General features: G+C 61.8%; 22 protein-coding genes and 1 tRNA gene. 7 read left to right on the top strand and 16 right to left on the bottom strand.

All coding sequences use genetic code 11. The features are described from left to right. Positions 1–27: 27 nt before the first annotated feature. From ACW8PS_RS08980 to ACW8PS_RS09000, 5 genes are all read right to left on the bottom strand, one after another. The gene (locus tag ACW8PS_RS08980; protein ID WP_491527030.1) at positions 28–1,326 is read right to left on the bottom strand and encodes a pyruvate dehydrogenase complex dihydrolipoamide acetyltransferase; all 1,299 of its coding nucleotides are present in this window, start codon (positions 1,324–1,326) and stop codon (positions 28–30) included. A gap of 5 nt (positions 1,327–1,331) precedes the next feature. Beyond that, on the bottom strand, positions 1,332–1,589 hold the full coding sequence (locus ACW8PS_RS08985) for a hypothetical protein (protein ID WP_491527031.1): 258 nt from the start codon (positions 1,587–1,589) through the stop codon (positions 1,332–1,334). Between the two features lie 3 nt (positions 1,590–1,592). Then, positions 1,593–2,963 (bottom strand): pyruvate dehydrogenase complex E1 component subunit beta, encoded by a 1,371-nt coding sequence (locus tag ACW8PS_RS08990; RefSeq protein ID WP_491527032.1) that lies wholly within the window; start codon positions 2,961–2,963, stop codon positions 1,593–1,595. Between the two features lie 15 nt (positions 2,964–2,978). Continuing rightward, complete coding sequence (gene pdhA, locus ACW8PS_RS08995; protein ID WP_491527033.1) at positions 2,979–3,986, bottom strand: pyruvate dehydrogenase (acetyl-transferring) E1 component subunit alpha; 1,008 nt, start codon at positions 3,984–3,986, stop codon at positions 2,979–2,981. 129 nt (positions 3,987–4,115) lie between these two features. Next, positions 4,116–4,409, bottom strand: coding sequence for an FtsB family cell division protein (locus ACW8PS_RS09000; RefSeq protein WP_491527034.1), 294 nt, complete (start codon positions 4,407–4,409; stop codon positions 4,116–4,118). A gap of 157 nt (positions 4,410–4,566) precedes the next feature. Between ACW8PS_RS09000 and ACW8PS_RS09005 the strand changes: the two genes are divergently transcribed. Together ACW8PS_RS09005 and ACW8PS_RS09010 are read left to right on the top strand one after the other, a co-directional pair. Then, the gene (locus ACW8PS_RS09005; protein WP_491527035.1) at positions 4,567–6,165 is read left to right on the top strand and encodes an acyl-CoA dehydrogenase family protein; all 1,599 of its coding nucleotides are present in this window, start codon (positions 4,567–4,569) and stop codon (positions 6,163–6,165) included. A gap of 119 nt (positions 6,166–6,284) precedes the next feature. Then, positions 6,285–6,767, top strand: a complete 483-nt coding sequence (locus tag ACW8PS_RS09010) for a bacterioferritin (RefSeq protein ID WP_491527036.1) — start codon at positions 6,285–6,287, stop codon at positions 6,765–6,767. A 44-nt stretch (positions 6,768–6,811) separates the two neighbouring features. Here the strand turns inward: ACW8PS_RS09010 and ACW8PS_RS09015 are convergent, their stop codons facing one another. The 9 genes from ACW8PS_RS09015 to ACW8PS_RS09055 all read right to left on the bottom strand — a co-directional run bounded on the left by ACW8PS_RS09015 (position 6,812) and on the right by ACW8PS_RS09055 (position 15,764). After that, a complete protein-coding gene (locus ACW8PS_RS09015) occupies positions 6,812–7,705 on the bottom strand; it encodes a fructose bisphosphate aldolase (protein ID WP_491527037.1) in 894 nt (297 codons plus the stop codon). A 140-nt stretch (positions 7,706–7,845) separates the two neighbouring features. Then, entirely contained in the window at positions 7,846–9,024 is a 1,179-nt protein-coding gene (locus tag ACW8PS_RS09020; RefSeq protein ID WP_491527038.1) for a phosphoglycerate kinase, read from the bottom strand. 267 nt (positions 9,025–9,291) lie between these two features. Beyond that, positions 9,292–9,909 carry a TetR/AcrR family transcriptional regulator gene (locus ACW8PS_RS09025; protein ID WP_491527039.1) on the bottom strand — a complete coding sequence of 206 codons (618 nt, stop codon included), beginning with the start codon at positions 9,907–9,909 and terminating at the stop codon, positions 9,292–9,294. Continuing rightward, positions 9,902–10,789, bottom strand: a complete 888-nt coding sequence (gene ppk2, locus ACW8PS_RS09030; protein ID WP_491527040.1) for a polyphosphate kinase 2 — start codon at positions 10,787–10,789, stop codon at positions 9,902–9,904. The genes ACW8PS_RS09025 and ppk2 overlap by 8 nt, the downstream gene beginning before the upstream one ends. Positions 10,790–10,893: 104 nt before the next feature. Further along, positions 10,894–11,838: a homoserine O-succinyltransferase gene (locus tag ACW8PS_RS09035; protein ID WP_491527041.1), complete on the bottom strand. Its 945-nt coding sequence runs from the start codon at positions 11,836–11,838 to the stop codon at positions 10,894–10,896. A gap of 15 nt (positions 11,839–11,853) precedes the next feature. After that, positions 11,854–12,726 (bottom strand): ATPase, encoded by an 873-nt coding sequence (locus tag ACW8PS_RS09040; RefSeq protein WP_491527071.1) that lies wholly within the window; start codon positions 12,724–12,726, stop codon positions 11,854–11,856. 139 nt (positions 12,727–12,865) lie between these two features. Then, a complete protein-coding gene (locus ACW8PS_RS09045) occupies positions 12,866–13,957 on the bottom strand; it encodes an OmpP1/FadL family transporter (RefSeq protein ID WP_491527042.1) in 1,092 nt (363 codons plus the stop codon). A gap of 144 nt (positions 13,958–14,101) precedes the next feature. Then, on the bottom strand, positions 14,102–14,998 hold the full coding sequence (locus tag ACW8PS_RS09050) for a DMT family transporter (protein ID WP_491527043.1): 897 nt from the start codon (positions 14,996–14,998) through the stop codon (positions 14,102–14,104). A gap of 274 nt (positions 14,999–15,272) precedes the next feature. Beyond that, complete coding sequence (locus tag ACW8PS_RS09055) at positions 15,273–15,764, bottom strand: hypothetical protein (protein ID WP_491527044.1); 492 nt, start codon at positions 15,762–15,764, stop codon at positions 15,273–15,275. A 507-nt stretch (positions 15,765–16,271) separates the two neighbouring features. Between ACW8PS_RS09055 and ACW8PS_RS09060 the strand changes: the two genes are divergently transcribed. After that, on the top strand, positions 16,272–19,037 hold the full coding sequence (locus ACW8PS_RS09060; RefSeq protein ID WP_491527045.1) for a cation-translocating P-type ATPase: 2,766 nt from the start codon (positions 16,272–16,274) through the stop codon (positions 19,035–19,037). Here the strand turns inward: ACW8PS_RS09060 and ACW8PS_RS09065 are convergent. Next, complete coding sequence (locus ACW8PS_RS09065; protein WP_491527046.1) at positions 19,028–20,824, bottom strand: PHA/PHB synthase family protein; 1,797 nt, start codon at positions 20,822–20,824, stop codon at positions 19,028–19,030. The genes ACW8PS_RS09060 and ACW8PS_RS09065 overlap by 10 nt on opposite strands. A gap of 394 nt (positions 20,825–21,218) precedes the next feature. On the opposite strand from ACW8PS_RS09065, the gene ACW8PS_RS09070 reads away from it, so the two are divergent. Then, positions 21,219–21,292 (top strand) — tRNA-Gly (locus ACW8PS_RS09070). A gap of 36 nt (positions 21,293–21,328) precedes the next feature. On the opposite strand, the gene ACW8PS_RS09075 is transcribed toward ACW8PS_RS09070, so the two are convergent. Beyond that, the gene (locus ACW8PS_RS09075) at positions 21,329–22,234 is read right to left on the bottom strand and encodes a zinc ABC transporter substrate-binding protein (protein WP_491527047.1); all 906 of its coding nucleotides are present in this window, start codon (positions 22,232–22,234) and stop codon (positions 21,329–21,331) included. 94 nt (positions 22,235–22,328) lie between these two features. On the opposite strand from ACW8PS_RS09075, the gene ACW8PS_RS09080 reads away from it, so the two are divergent. The 3 genes from ACW8PS_RS09080 to ACW8PS_RS09090 are packed head-to-tail and all read left to right on the top strand — an operon-like array spanning position 22,329 to position 24,345. Further along, a complete protein-coding gene (locus tag ACW8PS_RS09080; RefSeq protein WP_491527048.1) occupies positions 22,329–22,811 on the top strand; it encodes a Fur family transcriptional regulator in 483 nt (160 codons plus the stop codon). Then, positions 22,808–23,539 carry an ATP-binding cassette domain-containing protein gene (locus ACW8PS_RS09085; protein WP_491527049.1) on the top strand — a complete coding sequence of 244 codons (732 nt, stop codon included), beginning with the start codon at positions 22,808–22,810 and terminating at the stop codon, positions 23,537–23,539. The genes ACW8PS_RS09080 and ACW8PS_RS09085 overlap by 4 nt, the downstream gene beginning before the upstream one ends. Beyond that, on the top strand, positions 23,536–24,345 hold the full coding sequence (locus ACW8PS_RS09090; protein WP_491527050.1) for a metal ABC transporter permease: 810 nt from the start codon (positions 23,536–23,538) through the stop codon (positions 24,343–24,345). Before ACW8PS_RS09085 ends, ACW8PS_RS09090 begins: the two co-directional genes overlap by 4 nt. Positions 24,346–24,408 lie beyond the last annotated feature (63 nt).

Genomic DNA, 24,408 nt, shown 5'->3' on the forward strand with positions numbered 1-24,408 from the left:
CCTTTTTTGTATTTCAGGGCCCGGCTGTCAGGCCAGCATTGTCATCGGGTTTTCAAGATTGTCCACGATGGCATTCAGCAGCTTCGCGCCAAGCGCGCCGTCGATGACGCGGTGATCGACCGACATGGTGACCGACATCACGGTTGCGACAGCCAATTCGCCATCCGCGCCGACAACGGGTTTCTTGACGCCCGCGCCGACGGCCAGAATGCCGGCATGGGGCGGGTTCACGATGGCGTCGAAATTGTCGATGCCGAACATGCCGAGGTTTGACACGGCGAAGGATCCGCCCTGATATTCATGCGGCGCAAGCTTGCGCTCGCGGGCGCGCGCGGCAAGGTCTTTCATCTCGGCCGACAGCGCCGAGATCGATTTCATATCCGCATCGCGCAGCACCGGGGTGAACAACCCGCCTTTGATGGCGACGGCCACGGCCACATCGGAGGCCTTGAGGCTCAGCACCCTGTCGCCCGCCCAGACCGCGTTACATTCGGGCACCGCTTGCAATGCGCCCGCGACCGCCTTGATGATGAAATCATTCACCGACAGTTTCACGCCACGCGCTTCAAGCTGCCTGTTCAACTGGCTGCGGAATTTCAGCAATGCATCCAGACGGATATCGCGGCGCAGGTAGAAATGCGGGATGGTCTGCTTGGCCTCGGTCAGGCGGGCGGCGATGATCTTGCGCATGCCGTCCAGTTTGACCTCCTCAAACTCGCGATCCGCGTAGGTTTTCAGAACCATATCGGTGGAGGGGCCGGTGGGCATGGCGGTGGTGGCAGCCACCGGGGTCGCAGCGGGCGCGGGAGCGGGCGCGGGCGCGGCAGCAGTTGCCGCTTCCACATCGGCCTTGACGATCCGGCCACGCGGGCCGGTGCCCGCGATCAGGGCGAGGTCCAGACCCTTTTGCGACGCGATCCGGCGGGCCAGAGGCGAGGCAAAGATGCGGCTGCCATCGGCACCAGCGGGGGCGGCCGGGGCAGGGGGCGCGGCTTGTGTCGGGGCAACAGGTGCAGCGGCGTCCGCCGGGGCGGGGGCAGCAGCGGCAGACGGGGTGGCCGCGCCGATATCATCCGCGCTTTCGCCCTCGCCGAGCAGCACCGCAATGGCGGTGTTCACCTTCACGCCTTCGGTGCCTTCCGCGATCAGGATCTTGCCGATCACGCCCTCATCGACGGCCTCGAATTCCATCGTGGCCTTGTCGGTCTCGATCTCGGCCAGAAGGTCGCCCGAGCTGACCTCATCGCCTTCCTTCACCAGCCATTTTGCCAATGTGCCCTCCTCCATTGTCGGGGACAGGGCGGGCATGAGAATTTCAATAGGCATCTTCTTTATGTCTCCTGTTCAAGCACCACGGCCCCGAAGGCTGCGCGCGGCGGCTTTCCGGCCAATAACGCCCTGATCGCATCGGTCAGGTCATGTTGATTGGCGGCAATCCATTCGTAAGCTTGCCGGTGGCTGACCTTTGCGCCACGCCCGAATTCGGCCGAGAGCATTGCATCCGATACCAGCGCGACCACCGCGATTCCGTCCAGTTGAACGGACATGCGGCAGGCTTCGGCAAACTTGTCTTTTCCAAGAATTTCCATGGCTTATCTGTAAGTCACCTGTTTGACGGCACCGATGACATCCTCCGTTGTCACCAGCGCGAGTTTCTCCAGATTGGCGGCGTAAGGCATCGGCACATCCTTGCCGGTGCAGTTGATCACCGGCGCATCGAGATAATCGAAGGCGCGTTCCATGATGGTTGCAGACAGGTGGTTGCCGATCGAGGCGACGGGGAAGCCTTCCTCGACCGTGACGCAGCGGTTGGTCTTCATTACCGAGGCCAGCACGGTGTCGTAATCAAGCGGGCGCAGGGTGCGCAGGTCGATCACCTCGGCTGAAATGCCGTCTTCGGCCAGCCTGTCGGCGGCCTCCAGCGCGTATTGCATGCCGATGCCAAAGCTGACGATGGTCACATCCGAACCTTCCCGCCAGATCCGCGCCTTGCCGAAGGGAATGGTGAAATCCTCCAGCACCGGAACCTCGCCGGTGCGGCCATAGAGGATCTCGTTTTCCAGGAAAATCACCGGGTTGGGGTCGCGGATGGCGGTTTTCATCAGGCCTTTGTAATCGGCCGCCGAATAGGGCATCACCACTTTCAGACCGGGCACCTGGGCATACCAGGCGGCATAATCATGGCTGTGTTGCGCGCCGACCCGCGCGGCGGCCCCGTTCGGCCCGCGAAACACCATCGGTGCCCCCATCTGACCGCCCGACATGTAAAGCGTCTTGGCGGCTGAGTTGATGATCTGGTCAATCGCCTGCATGGCAAAGTTGAAGGTCATGAACTCGACGATGGGATTGAGCCCGCCAAAGGCCGCGCCGACCGCGATACCGGCAAAGCCGTGTTCGGTGATCGGCGTGTCGATGATGCGCTTTGGGCCAAATTCATCCAGCATGCCCTGGCTGATCTTGTAGGCACCCTGATATTCGGCAACTTCCTCGCCGATCAGAAAGACATTTTCGTTGCGGCGCATTTCCTCGGACATGGCGTCGCGCAAGGCTTCGCGCACGGTTTGGATCTTCATTTTGGTGCCGGCCGGATAATCCGGTTCGACATTGAGCGTCGGCACCGGCGCTGCGACCTGCGCGGGGGCAGGGGTTGCGGCGGGGGCTGCTTCGGCGGCGGATGCCGGTGCCTCGACTTGTGGCGCGGCCACGGCAGAGGCATCTTCGCCCTCTTCCAGAAGTATCGCGATGGCGGTGTTCACCTTCACGCCTTCGCTGCCTTCCGCGATCAGGATCTTGCCCATCACGCCTTCATCGACGGCCTCGAATTCCATCGTGGCCTTGTCGGTTTCGATCTCGGCCAGAATGTCGCCCGAGGTGACAGTATCGCCTTCTTTCACCAGCCATTTGGCCAATGTGCCTTCCTCCATGGTGGGGGACAGGGCGGGCATGAGAATTTCGATTGCCATAAGTGTCGTCTCCCCTCAGGCGTCAGCGTAAATATCGGTCCAAAGTTCCGCGAGCGCGGGCTCGGGGCTTTGCTTGGCGAACTCGGCGGCATCGTTGACGATGCCCTTGATCTTCTTGTCGATTGCCTTCAGGTCGTCCTCGCTGGCATGTTTGCCGGCCAGCAGCATGGTGCGGACATGTTCAATGGGGTCGCGTTCCTCGCGCATTTTCTGCACTTCCTCGCGGGTCCGGTATTTTGCCGGATCCGACATGGAATGGCCGCGATAGCGGTAGGTTTTCAATTCCAGAATGTAGGGGCCCTTGCCGGCGCGGCAATGCGCGGTGGCTTTCACGCTGGCCGCTTTGACCGCAAGCACATCCATGCCATCGACGGTTTCGCCAGGAATGCCAAAGGCCGCGCCTCTGGTGTAGATATCGGCCGAGGAAGTCGATCGCGCCTGCGCCGTGCCCATGGCGTATTGGTTGTTTTCAATGACGAAAATCACCGGCAATTGCCAAAGTGCTGCCATGTTGAAGGTCTCGTAGACCTGGCCCTGATTGGCCGCGCCATCACCGAAATAGGTGAAGGTGACATTGTCATTGCCCTTGTATTTGTCGGAAAAGGCCAGGCCTGCGCCAAGCGGCACCTGGGCACCGACAATGCCGTGGCCGCCATAGAAATGCTTCTCTTTCGAGAACATGTGCATCGAGCCGCCCTTGCCCTTGGAATAGCCGCCTTCGCGGCCCGTCAGCTCGGCCATGACGCCTTTGGGGTCCATGCCGCAGGCCAGCATATGGCCGTGATCGCGATAGGAGGTGATGCGCTTGTCGCCCTCTTTGGTTGCGGCCTCAAGACCGACAACGACAGCCTCCTGACCGATATAAAGATGGCAGAAACCGCCAATCAGACCCATTCCGTAAAGCTGGCCGGCCTTTTCCTCGAATCTGCGGATCAGCAGCATTTCGCGGTAAAAATTCAGCAGCTCTTCTGCGGAAACGTTTGGTTTTGCGGCACTTTTCGCAGATGCCTTGCGTGCGGCCATGCGAGCCCCTCCTGCGTTTTGGGTAGATAGTTTAACGTTGAACTACCCTCTATCGCATTGCGTGCAAAAAATCACGCAAAGAATTGCCGTTGCGTCAGAATGCGCCGAAATCACGTCGAATGACAGGGGTCAGGGCAGCACGACCTCATCGGCGCGCATGTAGCCAAGCCGTTCGCGGGCTTGCTGGTCCAGCAGGTCAAGGTCCAGATAATCATCCGACAGCCGCCGCGTCAGCAGGGTCATTTCCGCCGTTTGCGCGGTCAGCGCGTCCAGCTCGGCCTGATAGATATCGCGCTCGGCCTCGATCTGAATGCGGCGAAACAGACCGTAATCGCCCTGCACGGCGGCAAAGGTGAAATAGGCCCCGACAAAGAGCAGCCCCATGGGCACCAAGAGCCCGATCAAAGATCGCTTTTTCTGCATCTGCCATCCTGCCGCCTCGTTGAATGGGCGACTGCGGGCAGACTCGCATATTATCCTGCAAAAGGGAATCCCCCCATTCGGTTTGATTATAGCGCGTCGCGCCTGATCGGCCGGTGAATTCGATTTGGCGCGACATGCTTCTGGGGTATGATGCGCCATGAACAACGCCCGGTCCGACCTGCCGACCCACGCGGTCACCAACCAGCCGCCACTTCGCGGCGGGCGCGATCTTTGGGCCGATGACCCGGTATTGCGCGACCATGCGATCGGGGCGGATCGGGTCGCGCTGGCCGCATATGGGGCGGCTTTGGGCACAGCGGAAACCCAGGCCGCAGCGCAGGAGGCAGAGCGGGTCGGGCCGGAACTGCGGGTCTTTGACCGCGGTGGGCGGCGGCTGGATGAGGTCGCGTTTCCCACCGGATATCATCACATGATGCGGCTTGGTCTTGGCGCGGGCTATGCCGCCAAGCCCTGGACCGGCGGGGCCCATGTGACCCATGCCGCGATGGTCTATCTGCACAGCCAGGTCGAGCCGGGAACCTGTTGCCCGATGACCATGTCCTACGCCGCCGTGCCCTTGATCCGGGCGGTGCCCGACCTGGCCGATTGGGCGGCAAAGCTGACGGTGGCCGGATATGAGCCCGCAGCTTTGCCGATTGCCCAAAAACGCGCCGTCACAATCGGCATGGCGATGACGGAAAAACAGGGCGGCAGCGATCTGCGCGCCAACACCACCCTGGCCCGGCAAGGCGATGGCGGCTGGCGGCTGACGGGGCATAAATGGTTCTGCTCGGCCCCGATGTCGGACGGGTTTCTGACCCTGGCGCAGGCCCCTGGCGGGCTGACCTGTTTTCTGGTGCCGCGCTGGTTGGAGGGTGAGCGCAATGCCATTCATCTGATGCGGCTGAAGGACAAGCTGGGCAACCGCGCCAATGCCTCGGCCGAGATCGAATATCACGATGCTCTTGCCCTGCAGCTGGGTGAGGCCGGGCGCGGTATCGCCCTGATCCTGGATATGGTGCATCACACAAGGCTGGATACGGCGCTGGCCCCGGCCGGGTTGATGCGGGCGGCGCTGGCAGAGGCGCATCATTGGGTCCGCCACCGCAGCGCGTTTCAGCGCCGGCTGATCGATGCGCCGCTGATGCAGGCGGTTCTGGCCGATCTGGCGCTGGATTGGGAAGGGGCGACGGCGCTTGGGCTGCGGGTGGCGCGCGCCTTTGATGGCGCCACGGAGGCCGACCGCGCCTTTGCCCGTATCGCGGTGGCGCTGGCGAAATTCCTCAATAACAAGCTCTGCCCGGGTCTGATCTATGAGGCGATGGAGGTGCTTGGCGGGGCCGGATATGTTGTCGAAAGCGGTCTGCCGATGCTCTATCGCGAGGCCCCGTTGAATTCGATCTGGGAAGGCTCGGGCAATGTGATCTGCCTTGATATCCTGCGCACATTGGCGCGCAGCCCGTTGGCCGGCGAGGTTCTGGACGCCGAATTGCAGGCGGCCACCGGCGGCTGCCGCGCCTATGACGCGGCATTGGCAGCGCATCGGGACCGCTGGCCCGCCCCGCCGCCCGAGGCCGAGGCGCGCTGGTTTGCCGAAAGCCTGGCCCGTTTGCTGAGCGCTGCCGTGCTGCTGGATCAGGCCCCTGATGCCATCGCCGCCGCCTATGCGGATACCCGGTTGGGCGCGCCGCGCGGGCAGGTGGCGGGCAGCATGGCGGCGATGGATACAAGCGCCATTCTGGAGCGGATCGGATAGGCAGCTGCGGCATTTCTGACCGTGGGGTTGCATGCGGCCTCTGGTATATTAGATTGATTCTAAGTTAACATTGCGGGTGCTGCGACAGCCCGCTGCAATAGATGGAAAAGGATGCATTCATGCCCGGAAAACAGACAAGTATAGCCGCCCTGCAACAAGGCCTGGCGATGGAGATGTCGGCGGTTCAGCAATATCTGCTGCACGCCCATGTGCTGAGCGATTGGGGGCTGGACAAGCTGGCCGCCAAGATGCGTGAGGAAATGACCGAAGAGCTTGGCCATGCCGGCAATTTCATCGACCGAATTCTGTTTCTGGGCGGCAATCCCGAAGTGGTGCCCGCCAAGAAACCGGTGCGCTCCGACACGCTGGCCGAAATGTTCGAGACCGACCGCAAGGATGAGGCCGATGCCATAGAATTTTATACCCAGGCCGCGCGGGAGGCGTCGGAGGCCAATGATATCGGCACGCGGATCCTGTTTGAAACCATCGCGCTGGATGAGGAAGGCCATTGGGCCTGGCTGGATCAGCAGCTGGCGCTGCTCGAACGGATGGGTGAGCCGGCCTTTTTCCAGATCTATATCGGGTCCGACGCAGAGGCCTGAGCCAAAACGCCCGCGCCAGAGCAATGCTCGGGCGCGGGGGGCTGTCAGCCCGCGACCGAGGCCGCCGCAATCGAGGCAATGGCCGTCTCCAGGGTCTCGTTGAATTCGGCATCGCTCTGATCGGCCGATAACCCTTGCGTCAAAGCACGGCTGAAACTGGCGATCACGCCGGTCTGGCGCGCCAGGCGGGCATTGGCCTCGTCACGGTCATAGCCACCCGACAGCGCCACGACCTTCAGCACGCGGGGGTGATCGACCAGCGGTTTATACAGGTTGTCGACCTCAGGCAGGGTCAGCTTCAGCATCACCATCTGGTCTTCGGGCAGCTGATCCAGCCGGGCCAGGAGCGCGTCGCGCAGCAGGGTTTCGGCCTCGGCCTTGTCAGCGATGGAAATGGTCACCTCGGGTTCCAGAATCGGCACCAGCCCATGGTCGATGATCTGCGCGCCGATCTTGAATTGCTGATCCACGATGGCATTGATGCCGTCCTGGTTGGCCGCGTCGATGACCGAGCGCATCTTGGTGCCATAGATTCCCAGTCCCTTGGCGCGGGTCAGCAATGCATCAAGATCCGGCATCGGTTTCATCAGCCTGACGCCGTCATGGGCCTCCTCCAGCCCCTTGTCGACCTTGAGAAAGGGGACAACGCCTTTGTCTTCCCACAGGGCGGCGGCGGCGGGTTTGCCACCGATCTGGCGGTCCATGGTCATCTCGAACAAGATCGCGCCGACCACCCGGTCGCCTGAAAAAGCCGGGGAATTGACGATGCGGGCGCGCATGGCGTGGATCAGGTCGAACATCTCGGATTCCGTGGCGTAGGCATCGGGTTCGATCCCGTAAAGCCTGAGCGCCTTGGGCGTCGATCCGCCCGATTGGTCAAGCGCTGCGATAAATCCCTGTCCGGCGCGGATACAGGCGGTCTGGTCTGGGTTCGGCATCTGGGTGTCCCCCGGGTTTTTGATGCAGGGCGCGCCTGCCGGTCAGGCCCGGTCATATTGCAGCACTTGGCGGGCTGCAATTCTGGTTACGCTAACAGGGCGTGGATAGGCGGTGCAATCGGGCGCGCAAGGACAGTGCCTCAACCCTGCAGCGCCGCGACGCCGGGCAGGGTCTTGCCTTCCATCCATTCCAGAAAGGCCCCGCCCGCGGTGGAGATATAGGTGAACTGATCGGCCACGCCGGCCTGATTGAGCGCCGCGACCGTATCGCCGCCACCTGCAACCGAGACCAGATCACCGGCCTGGGTCAGTTCAGCCGCGATCCTGGCTGCCGCGTTGGTGGCTGCGTTGAAAGGCTCAAGCTCGAACGCGCCAAGCGGGCCGTTCCAGATCAGCGTCTTGCAACTCGCAAAAACGGCGGCAAGTGCGGCCACGGTTTTTGGGCCTGCATCAAGGATCATGGCATCTTCGGGGCACTGGTCGGCGGCCAGGATCTGATGCGGCGCGTGGGCGGCAAATTCGCGCGCAACCACGATATCGACCGGCAGATGCACGGCACAACCCGTGGTCGCGGCCTTGGCCAGGATCGCGCGCGCGGTGTCGGCCAGATCATGTTCGGCCAGCGATCTGCCGACCGCAAAACCTTGTGCTGCCAGAAAGGTATTGGCCATGCCGCCGCCGATAATGAGGTGATCGACCTTTTCCACCAGATTGCCCAGCAGGTCGAGCTTGGAGGACACCTTGGCCCCGCCGACCACGGCGGCCACGGGGCGCGCGGGGTTGCCCAACGCGGCCTCAAGCGCCTGCAACTCGGCCTGCATCAGGCGCCCGGCGCAGGCGGGCAGCAACCGCGCGACGCCTTCGGTCGAGGCATGGGCGCGATGCGCGGCCGAGAAAGCATCGTTGCAGTAGATATCGCCCAGAGAGGCCAGAAACCTGGCCATTTTCGGGTCGTTGGCTTCCTCCATGGGGGAAAAACGGGTGTTCTCGATCAGGATGATACTGCCCGCTGCCGCACCCTCCAGCATTGCCCGGTCGGGCTTTTCAACGAAAGTGACGGCCCGGCCCATTTTTTCCTCAAGGGTGGGCACGGTCACGCGCAGGCTCAACTCAGGGACATATTGGCCCTTTGGGCGGCCGAAATGGGCCAGCAGGACCGGCTTGCCGCCTTTGGCCAGAATGTCGGTGATCGTGGGCACGATACGCTTGATCCGGGTGGCATCGGTGACCACGCCATCCTTGACCGGCACGTTGATGTCAACGCGGGTCAGGACGATCTTGCCGGCAAGGTCCATGTCATCGAGGGTTTTCCAGGTCATCGCAATGTGCCTCCGGGCGGTTTGGATCGGATCGGGTGCGTCATATCACCCGGCGGCGCGGGCCGCGAGGGCAGGGTTTGGATATTTGAAGCGCAAAGAAGGCCTGCGGATCATTCTGGCCATCAAGGGTGCGCGTTAACCTTAACAGCCCATATATTAAGGTTAACGGCCGCCGCCCTGAGTCCCGGCCTGGCCTTCTTTGCGCTTCAAATATCCAAAATTCCGACCCATCATTCGCATGCGCGGCTTGAGGCTGTGGTCCGATCCTCACTGATCCGGCGCAATCAGCCCCAACCCGCGCAGGTAGATGCCGATCCCCGCCTCAAGCAATTCCTCGGGCGGGAAGGGGGCGTTGCCGCCGGGCTTGCCGCGGGCGAACAGTTCTACCACGCCATGGCTCATCGCCCAGATATGGGCAGAAAACATCCGCGCAGGCGGGCGTTTGTCGGGCGGAATATGTTCCGACAGGGCTTCGGCGGCGCGTTCAAGGATGGCGCGGGAACGCGCCGATGCCGCCGCCAGAGCGGGGTTTGCATTGGCCGAGATGCCGCTTTCGAACATCGCCATATAGTGGCCGGGATATTTGCGGGCAAAGGCCAGATAGGTGCGGCCGGTGGCCTCAAAAGCGGCCAGCGCCGTGGGGCCGCCGGTTTCCAGCGCGTATTCCATGAGATCGGCAAAGATTTCGTGGCCCTGTCGCGCGCCTTCGGCGATCAGATCTTCGCGGCCTTCGAAATGCCGATAGACCGCCGCAGGCGTCACGCCCGCCGTCTTGGCGGCCTCGGACAGGGTAAACCCGGTCGGGCCCTTCGCTTCGATCAGCACCAGGGCCGCATCGACCAGCGCCTGCCGCAGATTGCCGTGGTGATAGCCGCGTTTAGACATCCGGGCCCGCATCGGTCCAGATTTCCGGGCCGCCGGTGATGGTTGGGTCCGGCTGCCCCACCAGCCGATGATCCTTGCCCGCATAGTCAAGCCCGGCAAGGATGCGCCGGATCACCGCCAGACGCGCCCGGCGTTTGTCATCGGACCGGATCACCGTCCAGGGGGTCCGCTTGCTGTGGCTGCGGGTCAGCGTTTCTCCGATTGCGGCACTGTAGGCGTCCCATTTCTTCAGGCCCTCGACATCAATCCAGCTCAGCTTCCATTGCTTGAGCGGATCGCCCTCCCGGTCGAGAAACCGGCGCAGCTGTTCGGCGCGCCCGACATTGAGCCAGATTTTCACCAGATGGATGCCGTCATCGACCAGCATGTTTTCGAAATCGGGCAATTGCCGGAAGAAGGTTTCGCGCTGTGCCGGCTCGCAAAAGCCGAAAACCTGCTCGACCACGCCGCGATTATACCAGGACCGGTCGAACAGACGGATCTCGCCGCCGGCAGGCAGATGCTGGATATAGCGTTGGAAATACCATTCCCGCGCCTCGCGGTCGGTGGGCTTCGACAGCGCCACCACGCCAGCCACCCGCGGGTTCAGGTTTTCGCGCACCCGTTTGATTGCGCCGCCCTTGCCTGCCGCATCGCGGCCCTCGAACACCACCGCGACCCGCGCGCCACCCGCCTTGACCCAGGCCTGGAATTTTACCAGTTCCACCTGAAGCGCCGCCAGATCGCGCTCATATTCCTTGCGGTCCATCCGCTTGCCATAGGGAAAGGACGGATCCAGCACGCGGTCCTTCTTGGCCGTCTCGATGGCCGTGCGCACATGCGTTGGGGCCGCGTCGTTGAAAAATGCGGATATCGCGCCGTCAAAGGGCAGATCGGCCATGGAAATCCTCATGTCATTGGCGCTGTTCTTGCGATTCAATATGGGCCGCGCGCGCGTCCAGCGCAATCCGGCGCGGCAGGGCCGGCCGGCCAGAGCCTGCACCCCTAGCCGCGCAGATCCGTTTTCTCCTGTCCGATCCGCGCCATGTCATAGGGCGTCGTCCCATAAATCTCGGAGATCCAGTTGCCATACAGCAGATGCGCATGGCTGCGCCAACGGTTCTGCGGTTGTTTGGCGGGGTCATCGCCGGGGTAGTAGTTGATCGGCACGTTGACCGTCGTTCCCTCCGCGATATCGCGGTCATATTCCTGTTTCAGGGTGCTGCTGTCATACTCGAAATGGTTGAAGATATAGAGCGCCCGATGTCTCCGATCCTCAACCAGCGCCGGGCCGACATCGGATGAATCGAGCAGGATCTTCAGGCCATCTGCGGCCAGCATCTCATCGGTGCGCATTTCTGTCCAGCGGCTGACGGGAATAACGCAATCATCGGAAAATCCGCGCAGATAGGGGCTGTCGGGGGCCAGATTCTGGTGCCGGAAACAGCCAAAGGCCTTGGCCTGCAACATGTGTTTCGCGACACCGTGAAAATAATTGATCATCGCCATGCCGCCCCAACAGACGCCAAAGGTGGAATGCACATGGGTCTGCGTCCAGTCAAAGACGCGGGTCAGTTCATCCCAATAGGTCACCTCCTCGAAGGGCAGGTGCTCGATCGGCGCGCCGGTGATGATCAGGCCGTCGAGCTTCTCGCCCGAGTCGGCCACCTCGCAAAAGGGCCGGTAGAACTCGGCCATATGTTCGGCGGCGGTGTTGCGGGTGCGGTGTTCGCTCATCCGGATCAGGCTCAGCTCGATCTGCAGGGGGGTGGCCGCGATCAGGCGGGCAAACTGGTTTTCGGTCTGGATCTTTTTCGGCATCAGGTTCAGCAACCCGATCCTGAGCGGGCGAATATCCTGACGCGCGGCGGCATCCTCGGCCATGACCTGAATGCCCTCGCGGGACAGGACTTCATAGGCGGGCAGGGATGCGGGCAGTTTGATGGGCATGAAAGCGGTCCGGGATCAGGAAGAGGAGGGACGGGCGGCCAGGGCCGAGGCGATCAGCGCATCGATATCGGCCGCGTCGCGCACGGTGGCAACATCGCCCGCTTGCACCGAAATTCCCCAGTTGCGCGCCATGGCATCATAGAGAGGCGTGCGGTGACGCAAGGCACGGCCATAGGCGTATCGGACGAAGGCATCAGGATTAACGTCAGTTCCTACAAGATTGTTTTCATTCTTGTAATCGTCCCATAATTTTCGCATGAACCGGGGCTGATAATACATCGGCTTGGGGGATTTGTCGAACCGTCGGATCAATTCCTCGGTGTGATCCTCGCTGCCTTCGATCCAGACCATCAGCGTGTTGGCACCAAGCGTGCGCAGCACCTCATCGCGCGGGTCGGCGGGATCCACGACCTCGCAGATTGACCCGCCGGTATCGCAGACGAAATTGTCATACCCATAGAGATCATGCGCCCGCTTGATGAATTGCGGCGTATCCAGCAGCGCGTTGATCTCGGCCCGGCGGTGCAGATCCTGACGGCGCATATATTCGGCAAAGGCCAGGCCGCCCTTGTCGGGATCGCCGGGTTTGCCCAGATAGCTCGACAGCGGATCAAGATTGTTGAAGGAAATGTTGGATCCGATATAAATGGCATCCGACCGCAGAAGCTCGGCCAGAAACGGCACCTGCATGGCCTGACGCTTCAGGTTATCGGTGATGTGATCGCCCATATAGGCGGTGCCGATGCGGTAATCGACCGAGTAATGGAACCAGCTGCCCTGATCGCGCAGCAGATTTGCCAGATGGGTCTTGCCCAGGCCCGACATGCCGAAAAACAGCACCCGTTTTTCGGGGGCAGCAGCCCAATCGCCGGCGGTTTCGTAGATCAGGCCCATGCTGCCTTTATCCTCCTGGTCAGGGAACGCCTTTGGATACCGCGCAGGGGCGGTGGGGTCTATCCGGAAATGCGCAACGAAAAAGGCCCCGTGCGGGGTGTCGCACGGGGCCAATTCAAGTCAGGCGGAAGGATCAGAAACGGATGCCGATCCGCAGGCCTGCCGAAATGGCCGTATTGTCGGAGAATGTGCCGATCCCCACGGCGGGCACGGTGAAAGTGTCGCCAAGCCAGGAATATTGCACCCCGCCCGAGATCTCGAATTGCTCGTTTTCCCAGGTCAGGCCGACGCCCAGGGCATTGCGCCCGTCGGTCGGGCCCAGATTGCCCGATTGGCCACCCACCGAAGGTTCGTGGACCACGCTGATCGCGCCGGCCCAGTTCTCGTTGAAGCGGCGTCCGACACCAAGCGTATAGGTGATCCGGTCATCGGTATAATTCACCAGCGATCCGCCGCCGGTGGCAGCGGTATAGACGGGGGGGGTGATGTCGAACTCGGACCAGTCGACCCAACGGATCGAGCCGAAAACAAGCGTGTTTTCCGCCACACCGGACTGAAATTCGAGGTTCAGCGATTGCGGGATCGTGGTCTCGAACGTGGTCGCGGTGGTGGCCCCGTTAAGCGTTTCCGTTGCTTGCCAGGTGTGATCAATGGCCGAATTGTAGGTCAGCGACACGCGCAGCGCGATATCGGGGCGCTCATAGGCGGCACCGACGACATAGCCAAGCTCGGTTCCGGCATCACCCGAAACAGTATAGCCGACGGGTGGAAACCAGGGCAGGGAAACCACGCCATCCAACTGGCTGATGCGCAGACCGCCATAGACCGACACATTGGAGCGGAATTCATAGCGGAGCAGCGCGGTATAGGCCATGCCGTTCAATTCCGCGGTCGAGCCGGCCACCGGATACACGGTGCCGGTCGGGTAATTGGCGTCAGCTCCGACATGGTCACCCATGATGAAAGCAAAGGACAGCTGATCGGTCAGGTCCATCCGGTAGCTGAGCGACGGGACCAGATAGGACGGGGCCATATCGCCCGAACTTACCGGCAGGAGGCTCCAGTCGCCCGAAACGTCGGGATCGGACCAGGCAAAGCCCAGTTCGGCATAGGTGCCTTCCTCAAACAATATGCCGACGCTTTGCGCGTTGCGTTCGATGCCACCGGCCTGTGTCAGTGCGGTGCTGGCTATCAGGGCTGTCGTTGCCCAAATCAGGTGTTTCAAATTCGTCCCTCCACAAGGCCTCATTGGGCCAACTCTTCCCATAGATGTCACAAAAATCAGCCATTGGGGTCAATTCTTCCCTTGCGTAAAGTGGCTTCAGGGGTGGTTTGTGCCCAAGGCGGCCCCCGTATTGTGGCTCTTTTGCTACAGCCCGGCTGCGCGGCGGTCGCGGGTTTGGGAAGAAATATTCAGGTAATTTGCGGCGAAAATCATCAGCGCGCCCAGAATCACGGCCAGATTGATCGGCTCGTCATAGAGCCAGACCCCGATCAGCGCGATCACCGGCAGGCGGCCAAAGTCGATCGGCAGGACGATGGTGGCGGGGGCCAGGGTCAGCGCCGTGGTGATGCAGAAATGCGCCGCCAGCCCGCCAAACCCGATCACCAGGATCCAGGGCAGGTCGGCCAGGACGGGCAGCGCGATATCGCCGTCGATACCGGCGGTGATCAGCCCCAGGGCCAGTTGCATCACGGTCAGGTAGAACAGGATGCAGGTGACCGAGGCCCGGCGCGTCAGCTGTTTGGTGAAGATGCCGGTAAAGGCAAAGGCAATGGCCGATGCGGCGGCGGCGAGCGTGCCGATCGACAGCGGCGTGGTGCCGGGTTGTGCCACCAGCAGGATGCCCAGGAACCCGGCCGCGACCGCCACCAGTTTCAGCGGCGTCAGGCGCTCGCCCAGAAAGAACGGGGCCAGCAGCGTCAGCCATAGCGGCGAGGTGAATTCAAGCGCGAAGACCTGCGCCAGCGGGATCAGGGTCAGCGCGAAAAACCACAGGTTCTGGCCGATGAAATGGGCAATGTTGCGGATCGCGTGATGGCCCAGGTCGCGGGTCGTGATCTCGTGCAGGCGACCGGTCAGCCCGGCGGTGGTGACCACGATCACCACCCCGATGATCGACCGGTATGTCATCATCTCGAACGTATCGAGATTTGACGCCAGCGCCCGCCCCGCCACCGCCATGGCCGAGAAAGACACGATCGCCCCGATCATCCACAGGGCGGCGCGGCCCGGGTTCATCGGGGCAGAAGGAGTGGTGGACATGGGCGGGGCTCGGGCGTTGCAAGGGCAGGCCACAGTGGTGACATTGCGGCGTGGCCTTGGCAAGCGCTCGGTCAGAGAGCCTCGGGCGCTTGGTCGCGCATCAACCCGGCACTGATCCGGCCCCGGTCAGAGGCTTTTGCGCGGGCCTGCTGCGCCGCAAAAGCATCGGCATCCATGCGCCGACATTTCCCGGGCACAATGCCTTGGGCCGATGGCAAATGACGGCCGATCCAGTCGCAGATCGGCCGTCATATGCGGGAAACGGGCACAAGGCTCAGAGAGTGCCGTTCGCGCTGTAGGTCGCGTGCAGTTCCGCATAGGTCTGGTTGTTGCCGGTATCGATCGTGGCTCCATTTGCCGCGGCCAGCGCCTCGAACGCGCCGAAATCGTCGATGGATTCACCATCCCCGTAGGTCATGTCCAGCGCCTGTTGATAAAGCTGGTCATAGGCCGCCTGATAGTCGCCGCCATTATCGGCCAATACCGACGCGGCATAGGATTCCGCTTCCGTTGCGGATTGAGAGGTCGAGAAAATTCCCAAATCGCCCCAGCCACTATTCGTCAACGCGCCGCCGGAGGCCCAGTCATACATGCTGCCGGGTTCGACGCTGGCCAGTTCTGTCGCAGTGTCACCCGACAGATCCTCGACGCCACCGGACACGACCGCCATGACAGCCAGGCCCAGGCCCACGATCGCGGCGGTCAGCACGACCCAATCGACGGTCACTGCGCCATTCTCGGATTTGATAAACTGTTGGAATGTCATCAGAAGATCTCCGTTTGATTTATTTTACCTGATACGTGATTTCACAGGTCAGTGCGGCGCGACAAAGGCGCAATTCCGACGCCACGGCGGCTGATCAAAGTCAATCCCGGGCGGAATTAATGTCAGGTATGTGTCGCAGCTGTTCGATTTCCCGGTTTGTCAGCACAAGGTCATCATCGGGCAGATTGAGGCGGGCGCTGCAGGGATATATCCGCGCTTTTGGCGACAGGTGCCCCTTGGGCTGGCGAACATGTGATTGGCGGTTTGACCTTGGGGCGGATTCGTTCATCCGGGCTATTGGGCCCTGACCCTATGCGGCGGATTTGACGTGCATCAATTCCTTCACGGTGGTTTTGGCGCAGACAAGGTCAGGTATCGCGTCAAATGGCGGCGTATCGGCACCATGTTTGGCAGCAGCGGGCTGCAAGCCTCCGGGCGGAAAATTCGAGCCCCTGAAATGCCCAACTCAAAGGGGGGTGTCTTCGGTTTCGGTAGGGACAACAGCACATGCTCATCAAAAACCCGTTCCCGGCGAGAAACGACATGACGCAGGGCGTGATGCCACCCGATGGGTTGGAGCAGGCTGTTCGCAAATCCGGCGTCACAAATCCGCATGCGGCAAGTGCGGCCAGTGTGATCGCATTGCTGCAAACCTCCCAAACCAGCGGCCTGTCTGACCGCCAGGCTGCCGCGAGGCTTTTGGAATACGGCCGCAATACCCTGAAATTCCGGGACCGGACCAGTGCGCTGCGCCTGATGATCCATCAGTTCGAAAGCCCGGTTGTGCTGCTTCTGGCTGCGGCAGCTGCGATCGCACTTGCCTTTGGGCAATGGAAAGAAAGCATTGCAGTTTGTCTGGTCCTTCTGATCAACGGGCTGATCGGCTTTGTTACGGAATGGCGTGCGGCCCGGTCGATGGAGGCGCTCCGCACATTGGGCAGTCAGGCGACCCGGCTGAGGCGGGATGGTCGCGCGGTGATGCGGCCCGCAATCGAGATCGTCCCCGGAGATATCGTTCTTCTGGAGGGCGGGGATGTGGTTACGGCAGATATTCGTCTTGTCGAGGCTTCAAACCTGTCTGCCGACGAATCGGCTTTGACGGGCGAATCCGTTGCCGTCGACAAGACTGTCGCCGCCGTTGATGCCGATTGCGCCATCGGGGACCGGCCCTGCATGTTGTTCAAGGGGACCGCCGTGACGCGTGGCAGTGGCGTCGGGGTGGTTGTGGCCACGGGCATGCAGTCCGAACTGGGGCGGATATCCAAACTTGTCGAAGCGGCCGCGCCGGAACGCTCACCGCTTGAACGTCAGTTGAAACTGCTGAGCGGACAATTGATCAAATTCACGCTGGGCGTGGTCGCGGTTCTGGGGGTGCTGGGCATTCTCAAGGGCGGCGATGTGGTTTTGATGATCGAAGCCTCGATCGCATTGGCGGTGGCCGCGATCCCCGAAGGCCTGCCTGTGGTCGCGACGATGGCCCTGGCGCGCGGCATGTGGCGCATGGCCAGACAGAATGCCTTGATCGAGCGTCTGTCGGCGGTTGAAACGCTGGGGGCAACGACGATCATTTTCACCGACAAAACCGGCACCCTGACCGAAAACAAGATGACCGTGCAGGAAATAGACTGCCCGGAGGCGGTTTATTCGGTGTCGGATACGGCCATCACCTTGGCCGGTGAACCCGTCAACCCCGCGCAATTGCCCTGTCTGGACATGATCCTGACGGCCAGTGTGCTGTGCAACAGTGCCGAGCTTGGCCTGGGCGACGACCCCGACACAGGAGACCCGCTGGAGCAGGCGTTGTTGATTGCAGGAAGGGCTGCGGCAAGAAACAAATCCGATTATGCGCGGCAATTCCCGAAACTGCGCGAGATTGCATTCGATTCGACCAGCAAGCTGATGGCGACGATTCACCAGGCGGCGGGTCATCATGTGATGTGGGTCAAAGGCGCGCCCGAAGCCGTGTTGGATGCCTGCACTGAAATTGTCAGCAATGACGGGTCGGTGGCAGAGCTGTCCGGCGATCTGGCGGATATCTGGCAGAGGCGCACGAATGAAATGGCCGCCCGGGGTATGCGTGTTCTGGCAATTGCCAAAAGGCGGGTCAGTGACGTTGCGGCGGCCGATTATGCGGGGCTTACCTTTCTGGGCCTGATCGGCTTGTCCGATCCCCCCAGGCCCGATGTGCACAGAGCGATTGCACAATGCAGATCAGCGGGAATTCGGGTTATCATGATGACAGGCGATCATGCGGTGACTGCAAGGAATATCGCGATCGCCGTGGGACTTGCCGACGGCGATCCCGTCGTGATCGAAGGCAGGCGCTTGCCGCAATTGCCGGCAATGTCGGGCAGCGAGATCGACGCCCTCAAATCTGCGGATATTTTTGCCAGGGTCAGCCCGGACCAGAAACTCGACCTGATTTCGATCTACCGGAATGACGGCGAGATCGTCGCGATGACGGGGGATGGCGTGAATGATGCGCCAGCCCTGCGGGAGGCCGATATCGGTATTGCGATGGGCCTGCGCGGCACGCAGGTCGCGCGCGAAGCTGCTGCCATGGTGTTGCGCGATGACGCGTTTGGCTCGATCGTCGCGGCAATCCGTGAAGGACGGATCATATTCAGAAATATCCAGAAATTTGTCATCTATCTGCTGTCATGCAATCTGAGCGAGGTGTTGGTGGTCGGCCTCGCGATCCTTTCGGGCCTGCCGCTGCCGCTGATGCCTTTGCAAATTCTGTTCCTCAACCTTGTCACGGACGTGTTTCCGGCCTTTGCATTGGCTGCCGGCGAAGGCAGTTCGAAAATCCTGCAACATCCGCCCCGCGACCCCGGCAAACCCATTGTGACACGCCCGATATGGGTGGCGGTTGTGCTGCACAGCCTGAGCATCACGGCTGCAACCCTGGGGGCGCTGGTGATCGCGATACAATTCCTCGACCTTGCGATCCAGCAGGCGGTCACGGTGTCATTCCTGACGCTTGCGTTTGCGCAGCTGTGGCATGTCTTCAATATGCGCGATCCAAGATCGGGCCTGATCGTCAATGAAATCACCCGCAATAAATTTGTCTGGGGTGCCATCGCCCTGAGCTTGGGGCTGCTGTTTCTGGTTTTGTTCATACCCGTGGCGTCGGACGCGCTTGAGTTGCACATGCCGGATGCCGCGTCTTGGATGCTGATTTCCGGAATGAGCCTGGTGCCGCTGGTCTCGGGGCAGATCGGACTGATTATATCGGCGATCCGGCATCGCACTGCCGCCCGTCAGGTTTGATATATATAGCTGCCGGGGGCGGCCGCCATGGGCGCAAACCCCTTTTCCGCAGCCCCCATTGGTGGCAGTTCGACCTTTCCACTGCTGCAAGATGTCAGCCATTCGCAAAGGGCGGGCCACCAGGAACCGGGCTGTGTCGCGGTCTGAGCCAGCCAGGCGTCCGGTCCGACGTAAAGAGCGCCCTCGGGGCGATGGCTGATCCGATAGTGACGGCCCTTGTGCCCCGGTTCGCTGATGATGCCGCCGTTATGGCCGCCCTTGGTCAGCGCGAAGGTCAGGTCGCAGTCGGTAAAGAGCTTGGTCTTATAGACGGATTGCCACGGCGCGATATGATCGGTTTCCGTGCCGATCACAAACATGGGCGCGGCGATGTCCTTGAGGGCAATCACTTTTCCTTCGACTGAAAAGCGCCCCGCTGTAAGCCGGTTTTCCAGAAAGAGAGATCTCAGATATTCCGAATGCATCCGGGCCGGCATCCGCGTCGTATCGCCGTTCCAGACGCCGATATCGGTCGGCAGGTCGTCACGTCCAAGGAAATACCGGTTAACGGCCCGTGTGTAGATCAGATCCTCGGCCCGGATCGAGGCGAAGGTCCGCGCCATTTGCGGGCGATCCAGATAGCCCTGATCCCACATCATGTCTTCGACAAAGGCGACCTGGCTTTCGTCGACAAACAGCAGCAATTCGCCCGCTTCGGCGAAATCGACCTGTGCCGCCATCAGGGTGATCGAGGCCAGCCTGTCATCGCCATCGCGGGCCATGGTTGCAGCCGTTATCGCCAGCAGGGTGCCGCCAAGGCAATAGCCGTTGGCGTGGATCCTGACCCCCGGCACGATCACGTTGATGGCATCCAGAGCGGTTAAAACGCCTGTCTTCCTGTAATCCTCGAGCGATAGTTCGGCCTGATCGGCCGTCGGGTTGCACCACGAAATCAAGAACACGGTAAAGCCCTGACCCACAAGGTAATTCACCATTGAATTATGCGGCGAAAGGTCAAGAATATAGTATTTCATGATCCAGGCCGGAACCAGCAGGATCGGTTCGGCGTGAACCTTTTCGGTTTGCGGAGAATACTGGATAAGTTCAAACAGGTCATTGCGATACACCACCTGCCCGGGCGTGCAGGCGATGTCTTTGCCAATCTGATAGCCCTGCGGGGCGGGCTTGCGGCTTTGCGTCAGGGTCTGGAACAGGTCCTGTGAAAAGTGCCGGGCACCTTCGATCAGATTTCTGCCGCCACGCTTTTGGGTCTCTTCGATGATCTCGGGGTTCATCCAGGGAAAATTGGATGGCGATATCAGGTCAAGCGCCTGGCGAACCTGGAACCGTGTCCTGTCGGCGTCCTGTTTGCGCAGGCCGCGCATGTTTTCGGTGGCGGCGTCGCACCAATCCTGAACCGCAAGGAAGCTTTGCTGCCACAGGTTGAATGGCGGTTTCTGCCAGGACTTGTCCGCAAACCGGTGATCATGGTCTTGCGCAACGAAAGGCGGTGCCTTCGGTTCGGGATTCTGAGCGCTCATCGAGAATTCGAGCAGTTTCAGGGCATTGCTCTGGGCGCGTTCAGCCAATTCCAATTGCCGTCCGGGCGAGCGGCTCAGGTGCAGGGCCCAGTCACTCCAGGCCGCTATTGCGGAATGTGGCGACACGCCTCCGGTCAACCGTGCAACCGCCGCCCGCAATGCGCGATCAAGATTTTGGTGCGGGTGTGGATCGGTGACCCTCGCCGATGATTGAACCTGCGCCAGATCGGGTTTTCCAGTGCCGCGCCGGGGGGCGGTCTTCGCCATTGGGGTCTCCGGTGTGATTGACAGACCTGCCCAGACCACGATGTCAGGGCAACATGCCCGAACGATAGGTGAAAATGCTCCGGGCCTCATTGATCTGCATCATTCCAGGGGCGGTGAAAAAGATGCGCCCCTGCCGGGCAGGGGCCGGACCGGGACACATGCCAAAAGCCACCATGGGTGCAGGACCCGCGCAAAGATGGACCGCAAGCGCAAGATAGCCATCGCAAATCCGGCGTGGCCGATCATCCGGATCACCAGATCAAACCCGTTTCGGTCTCGGATGGTCGATAAATCGAGACGGCCCGATGAGCCGACCCCAGATATCTGCCGCCCTGCCGTCGCATTGTCTGGGACTTCTTGACCATCCATGCGGCTTGGCATAAGAAAACCGCGCGCGGGCGTTGTGTAATGGTAAGACCTCAGATTTCCAATCTGAAGACACGGGTTCGATTCCCGTCGCCCGCTCCAGCCTTTTCGACAAGCGGCCAAATGCCCGACAAGCGGTCAAGTGCCCGACAGGCACGCGACAAAGGCCGCGGCGACATTGCGCAGCAAAGTCGGGTAGAATTCCGGCCCGGGCGCAATACCGACGCCCATCGGGTCGATCACGGTTGTTCGGGCGTCGCGCCCTGCCATCACGGTATCGACCAGACCGGCATTGAACTGAGGCTCTGAAAAGACACATGCCACATCCTGCGCGGCCATGATGGCGCGCAGCTCTTCGATCCGCGCGGCACCGGGGTCAGCGGCATCGGTCAACGCGATGGCCGCCACGGAATTCAGGCCGAACCGGGTTTCGAAATACTGGTAGGCGTCGTGAAACACAATGAATGGCGTGGCGCGAACAGGGGCGATCCGGGCCGAGATCTCGGCCCGCAGGGCGGCGATTTCGGTCAGGGCGGCGGCGGCGTTGGCGCGGTAGGTGGCGCTGTTTTCAGGGTCGATATCTGCCAGCGCATCGGCGATCAGCCCGACCCAGATATATGCGTTTTCGGGGTCCAGCCAGGCATGCGGGTCGCGGGTGCGGTGACCGGATTGATCCGGCTCTGGGGTGGCAAAAATGGCCATCTCGCGGGCATCAAGGCTCAGGGTTTGCGGCGCGTCCAGCAGCGAAATTGCCTGCGCATCGGGGGCCAGGTTTGCCAGGCTGCGCGCCAGCCATGGGGTCAGCTCGGGGCCGATCCATATCACCAGATCGGCGGCTTCAAGTGCTGCCGCCTGGGATGGGCGCAGCGCGTAATCATGCGGCGAGGCCCCGGGCGTCATCACCAGATCGGGCGCGCCAAGATCGCCCATGACCTGCGCCACAAGCCCGTGGATCGGCGCGATATCGACCGCGACCCGCGGCGGTTCGGCCCGGGCCATCGGCGCGACAATCAATGACAGGGCAATCAGGGCAGGGCGCAGCATCGGCTTTCCTCGCAATAATGTAACAGCGCGGCTTGATATATGTGATGATATCACATAGCAAGTCGAAATACACTCAAACGGCAAAGGCCGCGCCATGGATCCGATCGGCTTTGAACAACATGACCATTCTGCCTGTCGCCGGGGCAATATCGCGCAGGTTGAAGACCAGTGCCGCATTGCGGGGTTGCAGCTGACACCAGTGCGCCGCCGGGTGCTGGAAATACTGCTGGAGGAACATCGCGCCCTGGGGGCCTATGAAATCCTTGACCGGCTGCGCGATGAGGGCCATGCCAGCCAGCCGCCGGTGGCCTATCGTGCGCTGGATTTTCTGGTGAAGAACGGATTTGCGCATCGGATCGAGCAACTGAATGCCTTCATCGCCTGCACCAATCCCGGCACCGATCATTCGGCGGCGTTCCTGATTTGCCGGGTCTGCGCATCGGTGGCCGAGGCGCTGGTGGAACCAGCCAGCGGCAATCTGGGCCGGGCAGCAGAAGAGGCCGGGTTTTTGATTGAACGCCTGGTCACCGAGGCCCGGGGCATCTGCCCCAATTGCCAGAAGGCGGGCGCAGAATGAGCCTTGTGCAACTTAGCGGGCTTTGCGTGCGCCTTGGCGGGCAGATTGTGCTGCATCAGGTTGATTTTGCAATCGAACCCGGCGAGATCGTGACCATTGTCGGCCCCAACGGGTCGGGCAAATCGACCATGCTGCGCGCCGTCATCGGGGCGCTTTCGCCGGACTCGGGGACCATCACGCGCAAACCGGGGCTGCAGCTGGGTTACGTGCCGCAAGAGCTGCATATCGACCCGACCCTGCCATTGACCGTGCGCCGGTTTCTCGACCTGCCAAAACGGGTGAGCGCGGCGCAGGCGGGCGCGGCCCTGAGCGAGGCCGGGGCCGGGGCCCTGGCAACGCGTCAGATGGCCGATCTGTCGGGGGGGCAATTTCAGCGTGTGCTGCTGGCGCGCGCGGTGCTGAACGCCCCTGAACTGCTGATCCTTGATGAGGCGACGCAAGGGTTGGACCAACCGGGATCGGCGGCGTTTTATCAGACCATCGCCAAATTGCGCGATCATCTGGGATGCGCGGTGCTGATGGTCAGCCATGAATTGCATGTCGTCATGGCGGCGTCTGATCGGGTGATCTGCCTGAATGGGCATATCTGCTGTGAAGGCGCGCCCGAACAAGTCGCGTCGGCCCCCGAATACCGGGCTCTGTTTGGCACCGGGACCGGCGGCGCGCTGGCGCTATATCGGCATGAACACAGCCATAGTCACGACCATGATCACGAGGTCGCGCAATGACCCTGCTTGACAGTTTCATGATCCGCGCCACCCTGGCCGGGCTTGGCGTGGCGCTGGCCGCGGCCCCTTTGGGGTGTTTCGTGGTGTGGCGGCGGATGGCCTATTTCGGCGATGCTACGGCACATGCGGCGATCCTGGGCGTGGCCCTGTCGCTGGCGCTGTCGATAAATATCTTTGCCGGCGTGCTGGCCGTGGCGCTGATCATGGCGCTCAGCGTCACGGCCCTGTCGGGGCGCGGCTATGCGATGGATACGCTTTTGGGTGTGGCGGCGCATTCGGCGCTGGCCTTCGGGCTGGTCGCGGTGTCGTTCCTGCAAGGGGTTCGGATCGACCTGATGGCCTATCTCTTTGGTGATATCCTGTCGGTCGGGCGGGGGGATCTGGCGATGATCTGGGGCGGGTCCGTGACGGTTGTGATCCTGGTCGGCTGGCGGTGGCAGGCCCTGCTGACGGCAACGCTGAACCCTGATCTGGCCTATGCGGCGGGGATCAATCCCAGGCGCGAGGAACTGGTGCTGACCGTGGCGCTGGCGCTGGTGGTCGCGGTGGCGATCAAGGTGGTGGGGGTCTTGCTGATCGGTGCGATGCTGATCATTCCGGCGGCCACGGCCCGGCCCTTTGCGGCCACGCCCGAGCGGATGGCGATCTTGGCGGCCGCATCCGGTGCGGTGTCCGTTCTGGGCGGGCTTCAGATTTCGCTGGCCTATGACACGCCGGCGGGGCCGAGCATCGTGAGCTTGGCGGCGGGGCTTTTCGTGCTGTCTGTTCTGGCGCGCATGGCCTTGCGGCGCGCACCGTTGCGGTAAGTTACCCTAGGATGGCCTTCCTGCCCTTGCTTGCCCGCGGATGGGCGGGTATCTCCTGCCGGA

The sequence above is a fragment of the Alterinioella sp. genome, assembly GCF_058343375.1.